The sequence below is a fragment of the Halorubrum kocurii JCM 14978 genome, assembly GCF_000337355.1.
Classification (GTDB): domain Archaea; phylum Halobacteriota; class Halobacteria; order Halobacteriales; family Haloferacaceae; genus Halorubrum; species Halorubrum kocurii.
This window is the reverse complement of record NZ_AOJH01000086.1, coordinates 21,752-41,428: the sequence shown is the minus strand read 5'-3', so window position 1 is coordinate 41,428 and position 19,677 is coordinate 21,752. Positions and strand designations below refer to the sequence as shown.

The 19,677-nt window shown below is 66.6% G+C and carries 16 protein-coding genes and 2 pseudogenes; 16 read left to right on the top strand and 2 right to left on the bottom strand.

Annotated features, from left to right (window positions below; translation table 11 throughout):
- Positions 1–207: 207 nt before the first annotated feature.
- The 9 genes and pseudogenes from C468_RS14140 (at position 208) to C468_RS14105 (ending at position 7,354) form a co-directional block, all read left to right on the top strand.
- The gene (locus C468_RS14140) at positions 208–606 is read left to right on the top strand and encodes a helix-turn-helix domain-containing protein (RefSeq protein ID WP_008849581.1); all 399 of its coding nucleotides are present in this window, start codon (positions 208–210) and stop codon (positions 604–606) included.
- A gap of 101 nt (positions 607–707) precedes the next feature.
- A complete protein-coding gene (locus C468_RS14135; protein ID WP_008849580.1) occupies positions 708–1,043 on the top strand; it encodes a carboxymuconolactone decarboxylase family protein in 336 nt (111 codons plus the stop codon).
- A gap of 97 nt (positions 1,044–1,140) precedes the next feature.
- A complete protein-coding gene (locus tag C468_RS14130) occupies positions 1,141–1,791 on the top strand; it encodes a helix-turn-helix domain-containing protein (RefSeq protein WP_008849579.1) in 651 nt (216 codons plus the stop codon).
- A gap of 179 nt (positions 1,792–1,970) precedes the next feature.
- On the top strand, positions 1,971–2,213 hold the full coding sequence (locus tag C468_RS14125; protein ID WP_008849578.1) for a 4Fe-4S ferredoxin N-terminal domain-containing protein: 243 nt from the start codon (positions 1,971–1,973) through the stop codon (positions 2,211–2,213).
- Entirely contained in the window at positions 2,206–4,689 is a 2,484-nt protein-coding gene (locus C468_RS14120) for a molybdopterin-dependent oxidoreductase (RefSeq protein ID WP_008849577.1), read from the top strand. Before C468_RS14125 ends, C468_RS14120 begins: the two co-directional genes overlap by 8 nt.
- A gap of 2 nt (positions 4,690–4,691) precedes the next feature.
- Positions 4,692–5,519, top strand: coding sequence for a sulfate reduction electron transfer complex DsrMKJOP subunit DsrO (gene dsrO / locus C468_RS14115; protein WP_049912248.1), 828 nt, complete (start codon positions 4,692–4,694; stop codon positions 5,517–5,519).
- Positions 5,519–6,112: pseudogene (nrfD, locus tag C468_RS19350) on the top strand (NrfD/PsrC family molybdoenzyme membrane anchor subunit); the annotation flags it as partial. The gene dsrO and the pseudogene nrfD (C468_RS19350), both read left to right, overlap by 1 nt.
- Positions 6,113–6,170: 58 nt before the next feature.
- Positions 6,171–6,773: pseudogene (nrfD, locus tag C468_RS19345) on the top strand (NrfD/PsrC family molybdoenzyme membrane anchor subunit); the annotation flags it as partial.
- Positions 6,770–7,354, top strand: coding sequence for a TorD/DmsD family molecular chaperone (locus tag C468_RS14105; protein ID WP_008849574.1), 585 nt, complete (start codon positions 6,770–6,772; stop codon positions 7,352–7,354). The pseudogene nrfD (C468_RS19345) and the gene C468_RS14105, both read left to right, overlap by 4 nt.
- Positions 7,355–7,493: 139 nt before the next feature.
- Here the strand turns inward: C468_RS14105 and mobB are convergent, their stop codons facing one another.
- Positions 7,494–8,225: a molybdopterin-guanine dinucleotide biosynthesis protein B gene (mobB, locus tag C468_RS14100; RefSeq protein ID WP_008849573.1), complete on the bottom strand. Its 732-nt coding sequence runs from the start codon at positions 8,223–8,225 to the stop codon at positions 7,494–7,496.
- Between the two features lie 145 nt (positions 8,226–8,370).
- Here mobB and C468_RS14095 point away from each other — a divergent pair, with 145 nt between their 5' ends.
- Positions 8,371–8,802 (top strand): universal stress protein, encoded by a 432-nt coding sequence (locus tag C468_RS14095; RefSeq protein WP_008849572.1) that lies wholly within the window; start codon positions 8,371–8,373, stop codon positions 8,800–8,802.
- 26 nt (positions 8,803–8,828) lie between these two features.
- Here C468_RS14095 and C468_RS14090 read toward each other — a convergent pair whose 3' ends face one another.
- Entirely contained in the window at positions 8,829–10,034 is a 1,206-nt protein-coding gene (locus C468_RS14090; protein WP_008849571.1) for an inorganic phosphate transporter, read from the bottom strand.
- 225 nt (positions 10,035–10,259) lie between these two features.
- Here C468_RS14090 and C468_RS14085 point away from each other — a divergent pair, with 225 nt between their 5' ends.
- The 6 genes from C468_RS14085 (at position 10,260) to C468_RS14060 (ending at position 19,635) form a co-directional block, all read left to right on the top strand.
- The gene (locus C468_RS14085) at positions 10,260–11,093 is read left to right on the top strand and encodes an MBL fold metallo-hydrolase (protein ID WP_008849570.1); all 834 of its coding nucleotides are present in this window, start codon (positions 10,260–10,262) and stop codon (positions 11,091–11,093) included.
- A gap of 108 nt (positions 11,094–11,201) precedes the next feature.
- Complete coding sequence (locus C468_RS14080) at positions 11,202–12,935, top strand: hypothetical protein (protein WP_008849569.1); 1,734 nt, start codon at positions 11,202–11,204, stop codon at positions 12,933–12,935.
- A 69-nt stretch (positions 12,936–13,004) separates the two neighbouring features.
- Positions 13,005–13,910 carry a hypothetical protein gene (locus tag C468_RS14075; RefSeq protein WP_008849568.1) on the top strand — a complete coding sequence of 302 codons (906 nt, stop codon included), beginning with the start codon at positions 13,005–13,007 and terminating at the stop codon, positions 13,908–13,910.
- A gap of 534 nt (positions 13,911–14,444) precedes the next feature.
- Positions 14,445–14,825: a DUF5805 domain-containing protein gene (locus tag C468_RS14070; protein WP_008849567.1), complete on the top strand. Its 381-nt coding sequence runs from the start codon at positions 14,445–14,447 to the stop codon at positions 14,823–14,825.
- The gene (locus tag C468_RS14065) at positions 14,818–15,852 is read left to right on the top strand and encodes a tyrosine-type recombinase/integrase (protein ID WP_008849566.1); all 1,035 of its coding nucleotides are present in this window, start codon (positions 14,818–14,820) and stop codon (positions 15,850–15,852) included. The genes C468_RS14070 and C468_RS14065 overlap by 8 nt, the downstream gene beginning before the upstream one ends.
- Before the next feature lie 432 nt (positions 15,853–16,284).
- Positions 16,285–19,635, top strand: coding sequence for a PAS domain-containing protein (locus C468_RS14060; RefSeq protein WP_008849565.1), 3,351 nt, complete (start codon positions 16,285–16,287; stop codon positions 19,633–19,635).
- Positions 19,636–19,677: the final 42 nt, after the last annotated feature.

Sequence of the window (19,677 nt, the reverse complement as noted above, 5' to 3'; positions counted from 1 at the left end):
AGGTATTTAAACCCTATTGGCAAATTCCGACGGTACACAGCCGCACCGACCGGAGTGAAGGAGTGAGCCCTTCGAGGAGGCGCGGCGCGAGCGTCAGGTTCGGGAAAGCGATGATCCGCACGATCCGAGAGGTATATTTAAATACCAACATAGTTCACCGGATCTAGTTTGTTCGATTCAGTACATTTTGTTCGCAGGGATCTACCGATGGTCACGAACGACGCGGGCGACGACGGACACACGGTCGTGATAGAGATCGATCCGGGTGTCGACGTCGCGGCCGTGTTAGGTACCATTGCGGATCTCGGCGTCGACGGGGTAGGGGTCCGTGACGTCCGTGACGAGGGCCAGTCGACGGTCTCGATCGACCCCGAGGAGCTGACCGCGGTACAGCGTCGGACGTTGCTTCGGGCGGTGGAAGCCGGGTACTACGCAGAACCGCGGGAGGCGACGCTCACGGACCTCGCGACCAAGTTCGACGTGTCCAAATCCGCGGTTTCACAGCGCCTTCACGGCGCCGAGGCGACAATCGTTCGGCGGGTGGTAGAGGAGATGGCTCGCGAAGAGACGCTGGATTCGACGATCGCGTGTGGCCGGAGGGGGTGATCGGTCGAACCGGGCGAACCGGCCGAACCGATCGGTGCGGTATCGTCACCTCGTGGAAACGCTCGGTTCGGTTTTTACCTCCCCTCTCCGAAAATCTGTGTATGTCTGATGCTGTCGAAGACACCGACGAACTCCCGTCGACGGCGGGCGATCTCGCGGCTGAATTCCCCGAGGTGTGGGACGAGTACGCCGCTTTGGGCAAAGCCTGTTCGGAAGCCGGCCCGATCGAGGGCGAAGAGAAACGTCTCGTCAAACTGGCGCTGGCGGCCGGCTCCGGGTCGGAGGGAGCTGTCCACTCGCACGTCCGGCGAGCGCTCGAGGATGGCGTCGACCCCGAGGCGCTGCGGCACGTCGCCCTGCTTGCCGTCCCGACGATCGGGTTTCCGAAAGCGGTGGCAGTGCTGACGTGGATCGACGACATCGCCGACGGAGAGTGAGCGACGAGTTGACCCGTTCCGTCATCTCGGCCGTTCTAAAGGCCGATCACCCGAGACAACGTTCTGTGTCCGTCCGTCGAACGCGCCGACTGTGGGAATGACGGAGCAATCGTCGAACGGAGAGAGTGACGGCACCGAAGAGACCCGTCGGCTCTACGTCGAGTTCGAACTGTCCGCGTCCGGTGCGGTCGCCTGTCCCGTCGAGGTGTACGGCCGAGACGCCGACCGGATCGATCGACAGTCTTCTGGCGGAGAGTGTCACACGGAAACGGCGCGGGATCACGACGCCGGGACGGGGCCGGGTTCGACCGACACCGAGATCCGCCACTCGAAAACCGAGATCACCTCTGAGTGTTTCTGCCCGATTTTCTTCGACTACGACTGCATTCCGAAGATCACGGAGGTCACCGACGAGACCGTCGTCATTCGGGCGTTCTTCCCGGACCGCGACCGCCTCTCCGCGCTGATAGACGATCTCAGAGAGGCGACGGACGACCTCTCGTTGCGCCGTCTCACGCGGGTCGACTCCGTCGACGGCGATCGGTCGAACCGCGTCACCCTCGACCTCTCCACGCTGACCGAGACCGAACGGGAGACGGCCGCGATGGCGGTCTCGTCGGGCTACTACGAGACGCCGAGGGAGACGAGCGTCGGTGAACTCGCTGCGGACCTAGACATCACGAAGTCGGCGATGTCGCAGCGGCTGAGCTCGGTGGAGTCGAAACTTGCGCTCGCCGCCTTCAGGTAAGCCGTCCGGCTCGGGACGGTCATCGATGTGAGGAAATAAGAGGTGTAGAATGCCAAAGATGTGATCTATAATTCCAAAAACATAACGATTGTTTTAGCACTAACCGCTGGAGTATATAAGATGCTGTAGTATAAAGCGCGAGTTGCATCGTGGTCTGAGTGCGTTGTACAAATAGAGCCATGAGTGACCCACAGCAGCCGAGACTGACGCCGATCGATGAGTGGGAAGACGAAGCTGAAGCGATGTTAGACGACGTCGAATACGACACCGATCTCGGTGTGCAGATGGCTCGCGACGCGATACGGGTCTCAAATGGAGAGATGACTGACGCCGAGTTCCACGAACGATACCACGAAGCGGTACTGGACGAGTTCGGCGAGGACGAACGCCCGACGAAGCCGGAGGGGTTCGAAGATGACTGACGGAAAGGCGTACAGACGGGACGTGCTGAAGGCCGGTGGAGCCGCTGCCGCCCTCGGAGTCGGGGGGAGCGGATTTCTTCAGACGCTGGTCGAGAGCGAAGGCGATCAGCCGTCGGCCTCCGGGATCGAGAGCTTTGTCGGTCAAAACGACGTCGTCCAGACCGTCTGTTCGCCCAACTGTCGGGGGAAGTGTCCGATCGACGTTCACGTTCGCGACGGTCAGGTGAAGAAGATCGAACCCCATCCACCGGAAGACGAACAGTACAAGCGGGCCTGCGTGCTCGGGCTGTCGCACACGCAGCGCGTGTACGACCCGACGCGACTGAAGTACCCGATGAAGCGGGCGGACTGGTCGCCCGACGAGCCCAATCCCCAGGGGCGCGGTCCGGACGCGGAGTTCGAGCGCGTCTCGTGGGACGAGGCGCTCGACCTCGTCGCCGACAAGATGCAGTCGTTGAAAGCCGACCACGGCGCCGAGAGCGTCCTCTTCCACGAGGGGTCGGGGAACTACGGGCAGACGGGCAAATCGTTCAAGCGACTCGCGTCGCTGTTTGGCGCGACCCAATCCGCCTGGGGTATCGACACCAACGTCGGTCGCGGCTTTAACCGCGTCACTGGTGTCGGTGCCTTCCTCCCGCCGACGAACGAAGCCGAAGACTGGGAGAACGCGAACACGATCATCGTCTGGGGGTCGGACATCTTCTCCAGTCAGTTCCAGATGGACGCCTCGAAGGTCCTCGACGCGGTCGAGAACGGGGCGAAACTCGTCGTGGTCGACCCGGTGTACACGACGACGGCGTCGAAGGCGGACCTGTGGCTCCCCGTCGAGCCCGGCAAAGACGTGCACCTCGCGCTCGCGATGATGCACACCGTCTTCCAGGACGAGACGTACGACGAGGAGTTCCTCCGGAAACGGACGACTGCACCGGCGCTGATCCGCAAGGACACCGGGGAGTTGCTCGAAGCGAGCGACGTCTTCGAAGACGCCGGCGAGAACCAGGTCGTCGCCGTCGAACGCGGGAGCGGCAGCCCGGTCGCACTGGAACCCGAAACCGGCGGCCCGTACGCGCTCTTCGGCGAGTTCACCGTCGACGGCGTCGCGTGCGAGACGGCGCTCACGCGGCTTCGAGACCACGTGGCGGACTACGCCCCCGAGGATGTCGCAGAGACGACCGGTGTCGACGCCGAGAACATCCGGACTGCGATCCGGTGGCTGGCGACCCGCGGTCCCGGCGGGATCGCCCCGAGTTACGCGATCGGCCGGTACAAACACGGGCACGTCTTCGGGCAGGCGTACGCCATGTTGATGGGGCTGACCGGCGACTACGGTCGTCACGGGAACATCCACGCCCACCACTCGGGCGGTGCGACGCTCGCCGCCGGCGACTGGGCCAGCCCGAGCGACGCCGACCCCGGGCCGTCGCTGACCTTCCCCGAGTACCCCGACGCGATGATCGACGGCGACCCGCACAAAATCAGGGCCGTCTACTCCATCGAGTCGAACATGATGGGGAACCAGTTCCCGGACCGACAGCGGTTCAGAGAGGCCATCAGAAGCCTCGAGATGTACGTGGTCGCGGACATGCACCACACGGATACGGTCCAGCACGCCGACATCATCTTCCCGGTCCCCCACTGGTTCGAGCAGGAAGACATCAGCTCCGGCTGGGGGTCCCACCCGCATCTCGGCTACCGTCACAAGGTGCAGGAACCGCTGTGGGAGACCAAGGACGACTACTTCGCCATCCGCGGACTCGCGGAGCGATTCGGGTACGGCGACCGATTCCCGGAGACGAAACGCGACATGCTCCGGAAACTCGCTGGGCGAGACGACGACATCGACTTCTACACGCTGTTCGAACAGGGGACGCAGAAGAAAGAGAGCGTCCCGATCGTCAAGTACACCGACGAGTTCCCCACCGAGACGGGACGCATCAAGATGTACGACGACGAGGCCCCGAGCGAAGAGGGCGTCACGTTCGACGTGCCGCGACCCCTCGAAGATCGGACCGCCGACGACTACGAAAAGGCCGACGAGTACCCGCTGATGTTCATGCAGAAGCACAGTCGCTTCCGCATCCACTCGCAGTACGAGATGCTGAACTGGGTTCGCGAGATCAATCCCGAACCGCAGCTTGACATCCACCCGAAGGACGCGAAGGCACGGGGGATCGACGACGGCGAGTACGTCCGGGTGTACAACGACCGGGGCGAGATGGTCGTGAAGGCGAAGTACAACGACGCGTTCCAGCCCGGCCTGGTCAACACCGATCAGGGGTGGTGGAGCCGCGACTTCGTCAAGGGACACCTCCAGGACCTCACGCACAACGAGGTCAGCGAGGTCGGCCAGACGATGGCGTTCTACGACGTGCGGGTGGCGGTCGAATCCGCACCTGACGATGTAGACACGGACAAATACGGATCTGACAACCCGCGCGGGAGCAGTGCCAGAGCGACTCCCACAGGAGGTGACTGACGATGACAAAACACGGGCTCGTAATCGACCAGGAGCGGTGTATCGGGTGTCAAGCGTGCGCAGTGTCGTGTAAACAGGAGAACAACGTCCCGATGGGACAGTTCTGGAACCGCGTTCTCACCGAGGGCGGTGAGAAGATGGACACCCCGTCGGGCGGCTACCCCGAAGACGGCGGGAGCGGGTCGCTGGACATGCAGTACCAGCCGACGGCGTGTCAACACTGCGAGAACGCGCCGTGCGTGAAGGTCTGCCCGGTCAACGCGACGTACACCCGCGACGACGGCATCGTCGAGATCGACTACGACAAGTGTATCGGCTGTCGCTACTGCATGGCGGCGTGTCCGTACAACGCTCGAGTGTTCAACTGGGACGAGCCCGAACACATGCCGGAAGGGGGAACCGGCGACGTGGAGGCGCGGCCGCAGGGCGTCGTCGAGAAGTGTACGTTCTGTAGTCACCGCGTCGACGAGGGCCTCGATCCGGCCTGTGTCGTCAACTGCCCCGCCGACGCCCGTATCTTCGGTGACCTCGACGACGAGAGCAGCACCGTCTCGAAGTACATCGACACGTACGAGACGGACCAGCTGCTCGAAGACCGCGGGACGGACCCGAACACGTACTACATCAGCGGTGAGATGAGTCCCGGACGTCCACAGACGTCGGACAAGATGGAGAGCGAACTCGAGGACGTCTCGCCGTGGTCTGACGGCGACGACGTGCCGTCTGAGGAAGCCGACAGTACGGGTGCTGAGTCGAGTGGTGGCAGCCATTCGCTCAGCGGTGGCGAGATTCCATACGCGACCTCCGCGAAGTCAGGAGGTGACGACTGATGACGGAGCAGACCGGGTCGTCGCGGGTCGCGATCCCCTCGTTCGGCGGAAAAGGCAAGCTCTGGATCGGCCTGCTCGTCGCGCTCATGGCCGCTGGGATCGCTGCGTGGGGGTATCAGCTCACGACAGGGCTGATAGCCACGGGAATGCGCAACGTCTTCTCGTGGGGGCTGTACATCATGATGTTCGTCCTGTTCGTGGGGCTGTCTGCAGGCGGACTCATCATCAGTAGTGCGCCGAAGTTCTTCCATTCGCACCGCTACGAGGGGTTCGCGCGACTCGGGGTGCTTGTCAGTCTCGCGTGTATCATCGTCGCGGGACTGCTCATCTTGCCGGACATCGGTCGTCCGGGGCGGATATACCAGTTTTTCACCTCTCCGGACTTCCGGTCGCCGATGGTGTGGGACTTCGGAATCGTCCTGCTGTACGGACTCTTAAACCTCTGGTACCTGTGGCTCTTGACCCGCCGTGACCTAGCCGCACGCGGGTCGTCCCTCGCCCTCGGCTTCGAAGACACCGAGGCGGGCCGTGAGCGCGATCGAACGCTCATGTTCTGGACGGCAGCAGTCGCGCTTCCGACCGCGGTCGCGCTCCTGTCTCTTATACACATCTCTNGCCTCCCTCGCGCCATCAGAGATGTGTATAAGAGACAGGCTGCTGGTCGTGTCGGTCCTCGCGGACCGGTACACGAACTTCGAGGTCGACCGAGAGGAGCTCACGAGTCTGGGCAAGATCCTCGGAATCTTCCTCGCGTTCCACGTGGTGTACCTCTTGGCGGCCGAGCGACTACCACACGCCTGGGCGGATCACTTCGAGTTCTGGGCCATCATGAGTAACTTCCTCATCGGGGACTCGGTGTACTTCTGGCTGTGGACCGTCGTCGGCGGCGCGGTTCCACTCGCTATGCTGGCGCTCCCGTCCCTCCGAAAGCGCGTGTCAGTCATCTTCACGGCGAGCGTCCTCGCAGTCGTCGGGACGATGTTCGAAGGGATCCGCCTCGTGTTCACGGGGTACGAGGTCGCCAACATCGACTCCGCGCCCGGTATCTCGCTCGGCGGCGAGTACACGGGCATTACGACCACTATCTGGGCGACTGCGGGGACGTACACCCCGACGATCGTCGAGATCGCCGTCACCCTCGGTATCATCGCCTTCGGGGCGCTTATCGTCACGCTCGGCCTGAAGTACGTGCCGATTCAGCGAGTCGACGCAGAGCCATCGTACGCGGCCGACGGCGGCACACGAGACCAATGACCAACCAAACGGACACGCCGATTGAACGCGAGCGCTCGCCCGAACGAACCGCCGAAAACGACGCGCCCCAGTCAGACGCAGCGGCGATGTACGCGGTCCTCGCCGAGTGTTGGCGGGAACCCAGCCACCGGCTCGTCGAGGCCGTCGAAGCCGGTGCGTTAGAACCGGTGTTCGGTGACCTCGGTCCGGTGGACCTCGGAGAGCTTCGAACCGAACACACAAGGCTGTTTATCGGCCCGGCAGGACCGCCATGTCCGCCATACGAGAGTGTCTACCGCGATCGCGACGACCCTGACGAACTCGGCCCGGTCAAGGGACCAGCCACGATGGCGGTCACGCGCTGGTATCGAGAGTTCGGCGTCCGGCCCGCGCAGGACCACTCGGACCTTCCAGACCATCTCGCGACGGAATTAGAGTTCGCCGCGTACCTGGCAGAAGAAGGGTTCGACGAGCGGCTCGAGCAGTTCCGTGAGGAACATCTCCGCGCTTGGACCGACGAGTTCACGCGACGCGTTGAGGACGAGACGTCTGAACAGTTGTATGCATCGCTGGCAGCGACGACCCGAGAGGTAGTCGGATAACGAAACGACTCGACTTGCGAAATTGACCGTGTCTCGGCGGGTGCACTCGATCGATTCGCTGCCCGCACGCGTCGCTTTTGCAGCGAGGGATCGTTCAGCGAGGGATCCGGCTCTTGAGAACGCCGCAAACAGAGGGGAGTCAGGCCGCCTCGACGAGGCGATCGAGCGCCCTCCCGATCGCCTCGTTCGCCCTCACTGAGTCGTCGGCCAGCACCACCAGATAGACGAGGTCGTCGTGGTCGTCGAAGAGCGACGGCTGGCGGTGGACGCGCGCCCCGCGGACGCCGCCTATCGAACGGAGGTGACGATCCGCCGCCTCCACCTGTGTCGCCACCTCGTCACTGGAAGCCACTTCTGCCTCCGGGACGGTGCTCGTCGCGACGCTTCCGGAAACGCCTGTCCTGACCGAGCCGCGGATCGCCGCCGCCAGGGACGCCGGAGTCTCGTAGGACGGGAGGTCCGTCACGGTTTCCGTCAGCTCGTCGAGGTCGATGCCGTCGGCGTCGGCCGCCGTGGCCACCATCGGGGCCGCGACCGGTCGGTCGCCGAGCGACACCTTCGGAAGACGGCCGTCGCTGAACCCCTCGACGAGGGCGTAGTCGCACTCGCCGGCGAAGCCGTCGAGCACGTCCCGGAGAGCCCACCCGTCGCCGGTGCCGAACCACCCGCCGTCGTCGGTGAGGCCGACGGTGCGCGCCGCTCCGGCCGCCCGATGCCTGGCCGTGTCCTTCCCTTCGGTGTCGATGTCGGGCTCGTGAGTGAGCCGCTTGACGGTTCCCACCGCCCCGCGATCGCTGAGTCGCCCCGCGAGCCTCGCGACGAGGGTCGTCTTCCCGGAGTCCGACGGGCCGGCGACGCCGAGTACCTTCATGGGCTCTCCTCGGGCAACCATTGATAAATAGCGGCCGGACCGGCCGCGACGCGGGCTCCCGACCGGTACCCACGCCGCGTTATTCGACGGCTCTCGGGTGTCGGATAACCGCCGTCGATATGTGCGGGGGGGTCGAAGACGTCGTATGGCGCCATCGCACGTCCTGGTTCCGCTCGACGGGTCGCCGCTGGCCGACGAGGCGCTCGCACAGGCGCTCGAACTGTTCGACTGTCGGGTGACGGTGCTGAACGTGGTGACGCCGATCGACGCCGGGATGAGCGAGGGCGGCGTTCTCGGCCCCGACGGCGATCGCCGTGCGAACGCGCGGGACCGGGCCGAGCGCGTCATCGAACGGGCGAGGAAGCGAACGGACGCGACCGGTCGGCACGTCGAAACCGCGGTAGAAACCGGCGACCCGGCCGAGACCATTCTCGAGTACGTCGCCGCCCACGACGTCGATCACGTGGTCATGGGCGGCCACGGGGGCGAGCGGGGGAGCCTCGCCCGCCGGCTGCTCGGAACGGTGGCGACGACCGTCGTCGGCGAGGCCTCCGTCACCGTGACCGTCGTTCGCTGATCCCGTCCGCCTCGCCGCGTCTCAGTTCACCCGCCGAGCACCGCCGCGAAGACCTTGTAGAGCCCGAAGCCGATCCCGATCGAGAACACGAGCGTGATGAGCCAGAACGCGAGGGTGACGCCGATCTTCCGACGAGACACGCCCGCGGAGCCGCCGGCGAGGCCGCCGCCGATGACGCCGGAGATGATGATGTTGTTGAACGAGATCGGGATCCCGAGGGCGATGGCCAGTTGCGCGATGATGAACCCGGGGACCAGCGCGGCGATGGAACGCCTGACTCCCAACTGCGCGTACTCGCGGGAGGTCGCCTGGAGCAGTTTCGGCGCCCCCATCCACGCGCCCGCGAGAATGCCCGTCGCGCCCAGCGTGAGGAGGACGATGCCCGGCAGCCCGAGTTCGACCCCGTAGAGGTTCTCGAGCGGACCGGTCGCCAGCCCGACCTGGCTGCCGCCGCTGGAGAAGGCGACGACGCTCCCGAGGACGATCAGGAACGTCCGGATGCCGCCCTCGACCGACGCCTGCGTCCGCCGGCGAATGACGAGGAACCACGCCGCGGCGGCGACTAGGGTCACGAGCGCCACCACGGGATCGACGTCGGCGACCGTCGGCGTCTGGACCCGACGCGCGATGAACCCCGCGACGGAGCTCTGACTCGCGTCGGGCGGTGAGGGGATGACGCCCAGCTGGACGTTGGCGATGATGCCGCCGACGACCGCCGCGAGCAGGGGGACGCCGACCGTCTCCGGGATGTCGTCGCGTCGCAGGACGGTGGCGGTGAGGTACGCGAGTCCGCCCGAGACCGGGGGAACGAGCATCCAGAAGAGCACGATCCGGCGGTAGGTGTCGACGGCGGGGTCGCCGCCGAGCGAGAGCCCGACGCCGACCATCGCCCCCGTCGTCGCGAACGCCGCGGGCACCGGATAGCCGCTGTAGACGCCGAAGGCCATGAACCCGGTCGCGGTCAGCAGTCCGGCCGTCGCCGCCAGCGACGTTATCTGGACGCCGTCGATGAGTCCGGCTCCCACCGTCTCTGAGATCGCTCCGCCTTGCGTGAGCGCGCCGAGCGCGGCGAGGATGCCGATGAGGAACGCCGCCCGCATCGTCGAGATCGCGTTGGCTCCGATCGCCGGAGCGAATGGCGGCGAGTTGCTGTTCGCTCCGAGCGTCCACGCCGTGGCGAGGCTGGTGACCGTCGCCAGCACGACGAGCGCCCAGAAAACGACTCCCGCCACGCTCAACGGCCTCCACTGACGGGGGGTCGAACCATGTGAACCAGGTCGACGATGCCGGTGATTAAACATTTCCCCGGCGAGTCGTCAGCGACCGCTCGGACGAAATTCGATATAGCGACATACCATATACACGACTGATTCGCGACAGCATACTGTCGTCCTCAATAGGTCAGAACTTTGGGAGACTCCGGAACGGTTACCCCGCACGCACACGCACGGTCGGCCATGACCGATTCCGACTGGGGCGACTGGCTGCCGCGCGCGGTGGCGGACGCCGACCCCGACACGGTGGCGCTGTGGTACCTCGGCTGCAACGGCTTCGCGATCAAAGGAAGCGACGGGACGACGCTCTGGATCGACCCGTACGTCGGGACCGGCGACCCGCCGCGCACGGTCCGGATGGTCCCGGTGCCGTTCGACCCCGCGGATATCGAGGAGGCGGACGCCGTGCTGGCGACCCACGAGCACACCGACCACGTCCACGGCCCCTCGCAGGCGCCGATCCTCGCGAACACCGGCGCCGATCTCGTCGCGCCGGACGACTCCCTCGCGGTCGCCCGCGAGGAGGAGCGCTGGACCGAGGAGTGGGACGTCGACGAGGAGGCGTTCCTCGAAGTGACGGAGGGCGACGAGCTGCGGATCGGCGAGTTCACCGTGCACGTCGTCGAAACGCAGGACGCCGACGCGACGCACCCGGTCGGCTACGTGATCGAGCACGAGACGGGGACGCTGTTCCACGCCGGCGACAGCAAGCCCTCCGGGTCGTTCACGGGGCTCGCGGCGGAGTTCGACATCGACCTCGGAATCCTCGCGTTCGGCTCCGTCGGGAGAGTTCCGGACAAGGAGACGGGCGAACCGGTCGAGACCAAGTGGTACAGCGACGAGAACCAGATCGCCGCGGCCGCCGAGGACCTGGCGCTCGACCGACTCGTCCCGACCCACTGGGACATGTGGAAGGGGCTGACCGCCGACCCGACCGCGCTCCACGAACACGTCCGGAGCCGCTCGCACCCGAACCGGCTGGAGATCGTCGAGATTGGCGATCGGATCGATCTGTAGGCGTTCGGGCTCGACGAGGCCGATATCGCGTTTTTTCACCGCGGCGTGGTTATCAACGCCGAAACGCGGCCCGTGGAATTTAAGCCCCTGCTCCGGGAGGGTCTCCGTATGAGCGAACGGACGGCAGAAGCGACGACGACCGTCGACGAGGACGGTATCCGCGTCGAGAAGTCCTTCACGGACGACGCGTTCCCCGTGCCCGCGGTGATGTACGAGCTCTCCTCGACACGCGAGGACCCCGTGCGCGTGCGCATCGTCGACCGGATCCCCGAGTCGTTCCCGATGGACCGGATCGGGTTCCACCCGGAGTACGAGAGCGACAACTGGACCGCCTACAAGGACCACCGCGTCGAGTTCGAGCGCGTGGTCGAGCCCGACGAAGCGATCGAGACGGTGTTCGGCATCCGCGACGACGACCCCGACCTCGACGGCTTCCTCGGGACGCCCGTGATCGAGCACGTCCCGGTCGGCGAGGAGATCGAAGACGTCCTCGGAGCGGGCGACACCGACGCCGTCAGGGAAGTGCTCTCCGGCGACCGCGCGACGCTCCCGGGGATGGAGGAGCCGCACGAGGCGGAGGGCGAGGCATCGGATCCCCCGACTGACCCCCTGGCAGACCCGGACGAGGAGGCGCCAGCGGCCGCCGAGACCGACGACGCCCCCGACGAGATGGAGGCCCCCGAACCGCGGGACGTCGACGCGGGAACCGCCGCGGTCACCTCTCACACCGGAGAGCCGGACGCGGACGAGCCGGACGCGGACGAGCCGGACGCGGACGAACCGCTGACAGACGACGCGGACGAGGAAACGGTAGAGGTGACGGCCGAAGGGGTTGACGACGCCGCGGCGGCGGAGTCCGCTCCGGTCGACGCCGAAGAGCCGGAACCCGAGGCCGCCGACGTCGAACCGGAAGTGACCGACGCCGCCGACGCCGGGGACTCCGGAGAGACGGGAGAGCCGCCAGCCGCGGCTCCGGACGACGGCCTCGCCGCGGCGCTCGCCTCGGAGATACGCGCCGGCGACGTGGACGACGACGACCTCGAAACCCTCCGGTCCGAGCTGGACGTGGGCGTTCCCCGCAGCGTCGACGTGCGGATCGCCCGTCTGCAGTCGAGCGTCGCCGACATCGAGGCGTACGCGGACGCACTCGCGGAGTTCATCGACGGCGAGGGGACCGCCCGCGAGATCCTCGACGACCTCGACGAGAAGGTCGACGCCGTCGAGTCCGAGATGGCCGCGATCGACGACCGGCTCGCGTCGGCGGACGCGGACCGGAACGACCTCCGCGAGGACCTCTCGCGGGTCGACGACTCCGTCTCGGCCGCGACCGCCGAGATCGACGACGTCACCGAGCGGGTCGACGGCGTCGACGACCGGGTCGCGGACGTTGAATCTGAGGTGTCCGGCGTGGAGGAGTCGGTCACGGCGGTCGAGGGAACCGTCGCGGACCTCGGCGACACGGTCGCGGGCGTCGAGGAGACCGTCGACGGCGTCACAGACGACGTGTCGCGGCTCGACGACGAGACGACCGGCCTCGACGAGGCGGTCGACGACCTCAACGACGACGTCGAAACGCTGTACGAGGAGGTCGACGACGCCGCCGCGGGGCTGGAGGCGACCGAGGACCGGGTGGACGACGTGGAGGCCCGGATGGGGCGGTTCGACGAGGAGTTCGACGACCTCTGGGACGACCTGGCGGAGGTCGACACGCGCCTGACCGACATCGAGGAGCGGCTCGGCGAGGACCTCGACGACGTGGAGGCGGAACTAGACGCGATCAACGACCACCTCGAAGAGCTCGAAGCGTTCAGGAAGCGGCTCAACGAGGCGTTCGGTCCGTAATCGCGGAGCCGATGGCGGTACCGAGCGGAAAGCGCAACCCGTTTTACCCGCGGCGGCGCACGTCCGGTAATGAGCGAACCGGTACCGGTCGCCGTGCCGCGGAAAGGCCGGCCCCTCGAAGCGGTCCTCGAACGGATCGCGGCCGTCGGCCCGGAGGACCGGCTCGACGGCCTCGCGGACCGCGTGAGCAACACCCTCCGGTACGAGAAGGCCGTCACGAAGGGGCGCGTCGACGCCGAGGACGGCCCGTACGATCGACTGGCTGAGTACTCGGACCCCAACGACCCGCGCAACCCTGAGTTCACGCTGCTTCGTGACGACCGCGACGGCAAGCCCCGGCGGATCGTCTTCGACGCGGCCACCGTCGACCTCGGTGAGGTAACGCTGAAGCTCGTCGGCCGCGAGGAGCCGTTTCGAGCGCTTCGGACCCACGAGTTCGCGCTCGGGTTCGACTCCGCCGACCTCGTCTTAGAGGAGGTCGTCGGCATCCGACCGGGCGGTCTGGGCCAGATCGCCGACATCAACGAGCGGATCGACCCCGTCGACACCGACGTGCGCGTGGTCAACGGCCTCGGCGACACCGTCTATCACACGCTGATGGGCCGGCCCGAAGGGTTCGAGCCGGGGACCGACCTCGATCGGGGGTTCGTCACCGGGTACGAGGGGCCGCTTTGCATCTCGCCCCGCTACGAGCGGCTCGTCACCGCCGTGTTGGGGACGGACGCGCTCGAGGGCGTCGAGTTCGTCTATCCGAACGCGGACGAGGAGGAGGAGGCCGCTATCGCCAGAACCGGACTCGGCGTCTACCTCACGGTCACCGGGTCGACGGCGCGCGAACACGAGCTCGCGGTGGGCGAGCACCTCTTCCCCAGCGAGACCGTGCTGATGCGCAACGCGGCCGAACGCGACCCGCGCGTCGAACGCGCCCTCGACGCGATCGCGGTCGAATCGCCGTCCTCCGAGATCCGCGTCTGACACCCGCACTTTTTATAGCGATATACAGTGTACGTGTTGGCGGCTGATCGGTCAACACGGGTCTCTTTGGATCGCGATCGGCCGCGATCGACCGCGCTCCAGGGCGCCGTCGCTCCCGCGGTCTGCCGAGACGTCCTGTCCTTGCTCCCAGTCCAATCCAACTCCCGAGAAAGGCTCCGTCAGCGACCGCTGAGCGCCTTTCAGCGCCCGACGGACCCACGGCGAGCCAGCCCCGGCAGCTACGTCGAACGGGCGCCGAGCGCGACCGCCGGCCTTCGGCTCGCGTACCGATGACATTCCCCGGATACCGAAGAGGCCGCATCACCGATCAGCCGCTGGACAGACGAAACGGGCCGGACCGACCGTCAAATATATATCCAGTTTTCTAGGGCCACAGACGTATTTTGTAGTCCCAGAAAGACAGATATACAGTCTCGACCCGCGGCTTGATGGTCCTTCTCTACTGTATAAGGTCACTTATCCCGAATTGTGGGATAGATTGAAGACGGCGGCCGGAGAAGCCTCGGACGAGAGATGAGCGACGACCGCCGCTCCGTGAAGACGTACGTTCCCGACGAGCAGAAGGCGATCTGGCAGGAGCACGCCGACGAGTTGGGGATGTCGCAAAGCGAGTTCGTCAGAACGATGGTACAGGCCGGGAGACGCGGGTTTTCGATCGACGGCGCCGAGAACCCCGTCGAACCCGATCCGTCGGGGTCTGACCCCAGGGGTGACGACCTCGAAAGGCGGGTCGAAGCGGCGCTCGCCGACGGGGTGCTCTCGTGGGAGGAGCTGGTCGACGCGGTGTTCGACGACTTCGAGGGGCGCCTGGAGGACGCGCTCGATTCGCTCCAGGATCGGAACCGCGTTCGCTACAACGGGCGGGAAGGCGGGTACACGCTGATCAATGAGTAGCACGCGAGCGCCAGCCGAGGTCGACGATCCGGTCGCGTACTTCATCGAGGACCTCACTTATCACGGGAAGACTGAGCGGACGCGCGACGCCTACGAACGCGTCCTGCGTCGGTTCGAGTCGTTTCTCGACGGCGAAACGACGCCCGGATCGGCCACCCACCGCGACTGCATGGCGTTCGTCCACTCGCTGCGCGGCGACGTCGCCGACAGCACGGTGGCGACGTACGCCGCCTACCTCCACCGGTTCTACGGGTACATGACGGAGGTCGGCGTCTTCGAGGGGAACCCGATGACGCTCGTGATGGAGGAGATGGACGAGACGGTCGACAAGGACCCGGCGCGGCGGGACGTGTCAATCCCGGCTATGCGCGAGTTCGTCGCCGGCGTCCGCCATCCGCTCCACCGCGCGCTCGTCGTCACGCTGTTGAAGACCGGGATGCGGGTGGGAGAGCTGTGCAACCTCGACCTCCGCGACCTCGCGATCGACGACGAGGAGGTCAGCACGGCCTTCACGCTGGGGACGCGGCCGGCCCTCGCCGACCGGCCGAACTCGCTGTACGTCACCCCGGACGCGACGGTGGGCGAGGAGCTGAACGGCGAGGTGCGCACGGCGTCGAACAAGCGGAAGCGCGCCACCGTGATCCCGGTCGACGACGAGCTGGCGCGGACGCTGAAACGGTGGCTCGCCCTGCGGCCGGACGGCGCGTCCGCCGCGGAACCCCTGTTCGTCGGCACCGCGGAGGGGTGGGGCGAGCGGCTCGACCCGCAGGCGGTCAGGCACGTCGTCGAGCGCCACGCCCGCGACGCGGGGTGGTACCGCACCGGCGGGGGCGCCGCCGAGAACGTCACGCCGCACTACTTCCGGCACTTCTTCACGACGCATCTTCGGGACCGGACCGGCGACCGTGGCGTCGTCAAGTATCTCCGCGGGGACGTCGCCGACGACGTGATCGACACGTACACCCACAACTGGGGCGACCAGGTTCGCGAGACGTACGAATCGAACGTGTACCGGTTGTTGCGATAGCGACCCGGGTCGCGAACCGACCTCCAGCGAAATTTGTCGAGATACATAGGACGGAATGGCTGTCCGATAGCGGCCATATAAATCACATACCGCTATATCTAATTCTTGGAATGGAGCGGTCACACATCGAGACGGCGTTGCCGGCCAGCCGGACGGTCGCCCACTGGTAGGCGTCCTCGCCGGTTCCCCTTCGTCCCGGCGGCCTCGCCGGAAGGACTCCGCTGTCTCTGCGACCGGGTCGGTGAGTTTCCGGATCGCCCGCCGATACATTCGGGAAACCGCTCGACAAATAGGTTGATATTATTATTCTCGCATCCGTGATCGTTGTAGTGACGATGTCGATCGAGTGTTCGAGGTATCTGGTGCGTTCGGTGCGTGAGACCTGCCGCAGACGGCCGACCGCTCGTACGCACCACGCTGCGCGCGAGAGGGATGACACCTGAGGAAACGCCGCTCCACGTCGGCGAGCCCGTCGACGCCGCGTGGGGTACTCTCCCCGACGGGACGCGGACGACCCGAGAGTTGACCGAGCGGGGAGTCGACGGCGGGTCGGAGCCGAGCGTGGTCGTCGTTCGGCTGAGGGGAGAGGCCGAATCGAACGGAAGAACCGAACCCATTCGCAGCGACGGCGACGAACGGGACTCCGACCGAGCGACCGCGCCCGTCAGGGTTGAGACGATTCGAGGGCGCTACCCGGACGTGCGGATCATCGCGTACTCCGTTTGCGACGACCCCGACGCCGCAATCGACGCGAGCCGACTGGGCATCGAGTACGTCTCCGGCCGGCGGCTCGCCGCCGACGGCGAGACCCTCGCTGATCGAATCGAGGCGGCGGGACGAAGCGCGCGTTCCCGGGGCGCCGGCCACGACGGAGGGTTCCTCGAGCCGTTCGTCCGGATCGTCTCGGACGGGGCTACCGACCTCGAAGAGAAGGTCGACGCGCTGCTCGACCTGGGCCGCGACCACCTCGGGCTGTCGATGGGCTACTCGTCTCGGGTCGATTCGGACCGACTCCGCGTCCGGCAGTACCGAGATGATACCGGAATCCTGGATTCGCTCGCGTCGGCCGGCCTCGACGGCGACGGGTCGGTCCCGCTGGAGATGACGTACTGCAGACGGACGGTACGGGGGAACCGCAAGGACGGGGGCGATGAGCGCGGGGACAGCGACGTCGACAACGGCACCGCCGACGCCGGCGGTGGCGACCGGGGCGACGACGTGTTCGCGTTCACCGATCCCGAAGCGGCGGGGCTGGACGGTGATCCGGCCTACGAGCAGTTCGGGTTCGGGAGCTACGTCGGCGGCCGCGTCGTCGTCAACGGCGAGCTGTTCGGAACGCTGTGCTTCCTCGACCCGGACCGCCGCGCTCGGCCGTTCGACGAGTCCGAGCAGACGTTTGTCGAGCTGCTCGCCGCGTGGCTCGGCCGCGCGATCGAACGGGAGATCGCTCGTGAAGAACGGGAGGCCGCAGTCAAGCGATTCGAGGACACCTTAGAGCGGATCGACGACGCGTTCTTCGCCCTCGATTCCGACTGGCGGTTCACGTACGTCAACGAGAAGGCCGCCGCGCTGCTCGGTCGGGATCCCGACGCGCTGCTCGGCGAGACCGTTTGGGAGGAGTTCCCGGCGGCGCTCGGACAGGAGTACGAGGAGAGCTACCGGCGGGCGATGGAGACTCAAGAGTCGGTCTCCTTCGAGGCGCACTACGAGCCCTTGGACCTCTGGACAGAGGTGGCCGCGTACCCGTCGCCGGACGGGTTGTCGGTGTTCTTCGCCGACGCCTCGGAGCGGAAGCGCCGCGAGCGAACGCTCGAACACCTGCTGATGATCGTCGAGCGCGTCCAGCGCGAAGGCGACGCCGAAGGGGTCACAGAGCGGCTGATCGAGGCCGCCGCCGAGGTCCTCGGCCATCAGATCAGCGGCGTTCGCCTGTTCGACCGGGACGCCGGTCTGCTCCGGCTCGCCGGCACGAGCGAGGGTCTTGGCGATCGATTCGCGGCCAGTCGACGGCCGCGACCGCCCGGTGAGGGGATCACCGGGCGGGTGTTCGAGCAGGGAGAGACGCGTGTATACAGCGACCTCGCGGTGGGAGACGAACTGGCGCCGGGAGACGAGAACCGCGAGTACCACGGGATGCGATCGCTGGTCGCGGTCCCGCTCGGAACTCACGGCGTGTTCATCGTCGGGTCCGTCGAGCCGAACGCCTTCGACGAGAGCGACGTCACCGTCCTCGAGCTGTTGGCGACGAACGCGGTCGCCACGATGGACGCCAACGAGCGCCGCCGCCGGCTTCACACGTACGAGGACGCGCTGAAGAACGTCGACGACATGGTGTGCGTCCTCGACGACGACGGTGTCGTCACGTACGCGACGACGTCGTTCGCGGCGTGGTTCGGCGCCGGAGGCCCGGCGATCGACGACCGGAGCGGTGGTCTGGGTGACAGGTCCGAAACGAGCGCCGAGGACGGCATCGCGGGACGCCGTCTCGACGCGCTCGTCTCCGAGAGCGACGGCAAGGAAATCGCCGACGCGATCGCCTCCCTGTCGGGTGCGGAGGTCGACAGCGGCCGGGGCGACGCGACGCGAACGGTCGATCTGACGGTCCGAGGCGAGGGGGATACCCGGGCACGACACGGCGAGTTGCGGCTGTTGGCGCTGTCGAGGCACACCGACGGAGTCGTCGCGTCGCTGTCGGATGTCACCGATCTTCACCGGACTCGGACCGAACTGTCGACGGAGCGCGACCGCTTCCAGCGCCTGTTCGACCGGATTCCGGATCCGGTGATAGACGTCGTCCTCAGTGACGACGAGACGGTTATCGACGGGCTCAACCCGGCGTTCGAGGAGCGGTTCGGCGCCGACGCGACCGCGCTCCGGGGACAGACGATCGGCGCCCTCGGGATCCACGAGGAGCGGCTGGAAGCCGACGAGAGTCGCAGCGACCCCGGCGAGGACTCACTCGATACGCTGGTCCGCGAACGGGGGTTCGTCACCCGAGAAGTGCGGCGGCGAACCGTCGACGGACCGCGCGACTTTCTCTTCCGGGGGTTCAGCTACGAAGCGGGCGGGACGCGACGCGCGTTCGGCATCTACACTGACATCACCGAGCGGAAGCGCCGCGAGCAGTACGTCCAGATCGTCAACCGGATCCTCCGGCACAACCTCCGGAACGAGCTGAACGTCGTGTTCGGCTTCGCTGGCGAGATCGCCGCACTGACGGACGAGGAGACGGTCCGCGATCACGCCCGGCGGATCGAGGCGACCGGGAAGCGGCTGGTCGACGTGGCCGAGGGCGCTGCGACGATCCGACGCGTGGTCGAGGAGGGGTACGTGACCGAGCCGGCGCCGATCGGTGTCCGCGCTGTGGTCGAGGAGGTCGTCGAGCGGCACGTGGCGCGGGCCCCGGGCGCCGAGATCCGGACCCGTGTCCCCGACGGGGTCGTCGTCCGCGGCGACGACCGCCTCGAGACAGCGCTCGATCACCTCGTAGAGAACGCCGTCGACTACGGCGGCGACGCCCCGCGGGTCGAGGTGACCGCCGATCACGACTCGGACGCCGGAGTCGTGCGAGTGACGGTCGCAGACGACGGGCCGGGAATCCCCGTCTCGGTTCGCGAGGTGATCACCGGAGAGCGAGAGGTGACGCAGCTTCGCCACAACACCGGTGTCGGGCTGTGGATCGTCGCGTGGGTCGTAGCAGCGTACGGCGGAGAGATCCGCTTCGGTCCCGGTCTCGACGGCGACGGGACGGCGGTGACGCTCGCGCTTCCGTCTGCGGAATGAGTAATTCGACACCCGTGACTTGAGGACGAGATCGAACGGGAG

Bases quoted from the DNA above. Each gene is read 5' to 3' on its own strand.
- C468_RS14060 (WP_008849565.1), top strand. From the start codon at position 16,285: ATGACACCTGAGGAAACGCCGCTCCACGTCGGCGAGCCCGTCGACGCC.
- C468_RS14065 (WP_008849566.1), top strand. From the start codon at position 14,818: ATGAGTAGCACGCGAGCGCCAGCCGAGGTCGACGATCCGGTCGCGTAC.
- C468_RS14075 (WP_008849568.1), top strand. From the start codon at position 13,005: ATGAGCGAACCGGTACCGGTCGCCGTGCCGCGGAAAGGCCGGCCCCTC.
- mobB (WP_008849573.1), bottom strand. From the start codon at position 8,225: ATGAAGGTACTCGGCGTCGCCGGCCCGTCGGACTCCGGGAAGACGACC.
- C468_RS14095 (WP_008849572.1), top strand. From the start codon at position 8,371: ATGGCGCCATCGCACGTCCTGGTTCCGCTCGACGGGTCGCCGCTGGCC.
- dsrO (WP_049912248.1), top strand. From the start codon at position 4,692: ATGACAAAACACGGGCTCGTAATCGACCAGGAGCGGTGTATCGGGTGT.
- C468_RS14130 (WP_008849579.1), top strand. From the start codon at position 1,141: ATGACGGAGCAATCGTCGAACGGAGAGAGTGACGGCACCGAAGAGACC.
- C468_RS14105 (WP_008849574.1), top strand. From the start codon at position 6,770: ATGACCAACCAAACGGACACGCCGATTGAACGCGAGCGCTCGCCCGAA.
- C468_RS14140 (WP_008849581.1), top strand. From the start codon at position 208: ATGGTCACGAACGACGCGGGCGACGACGGACACACGGTCGTGATAGAG.
- C468_RS14120 (WP_008849577.1), top strand. From the start codon at position 2,206: ATGACTGACGGAAAGGCGTACAGACGGGACGTGCTGAAGGCCGGTGGA.
- C468_RS14125 (WP_008849578.1), top strand. From the start codon at position 1,971: ATGAGTGACCCACAGCAGCCGAGACTGACGCCGATCGATGAGTGGGAA.
- C468_RS14085 (WP_008849570.1), top strand. From the start codon at position 10,260: ATGACCGATTCCGACTGGGGCGACTGGCTGCCGCGCGCGGTGGCGGAC.
- C468_RS14070 (WP_008849567.1), top strand. From the start codon at position 14,445: ATGAGCGACGACCGCCGCTCCGTGAAGACGTACGTTCCCGACGAGCAG.
- C468_RS14135 (WP_008849580.1), top strand. From the start codon at position 708: ATGTCTGATGCTGTCGAAGACACCGACGAACTCCCGTCGACGGCGGGC.
- C468_RS14080 (WP_008849569.1), top strand. From the start codon at position 11,202: ATGAGCGAACGGACGGCAGAAGCGACGACGACCGTCGACGAGGACGGT.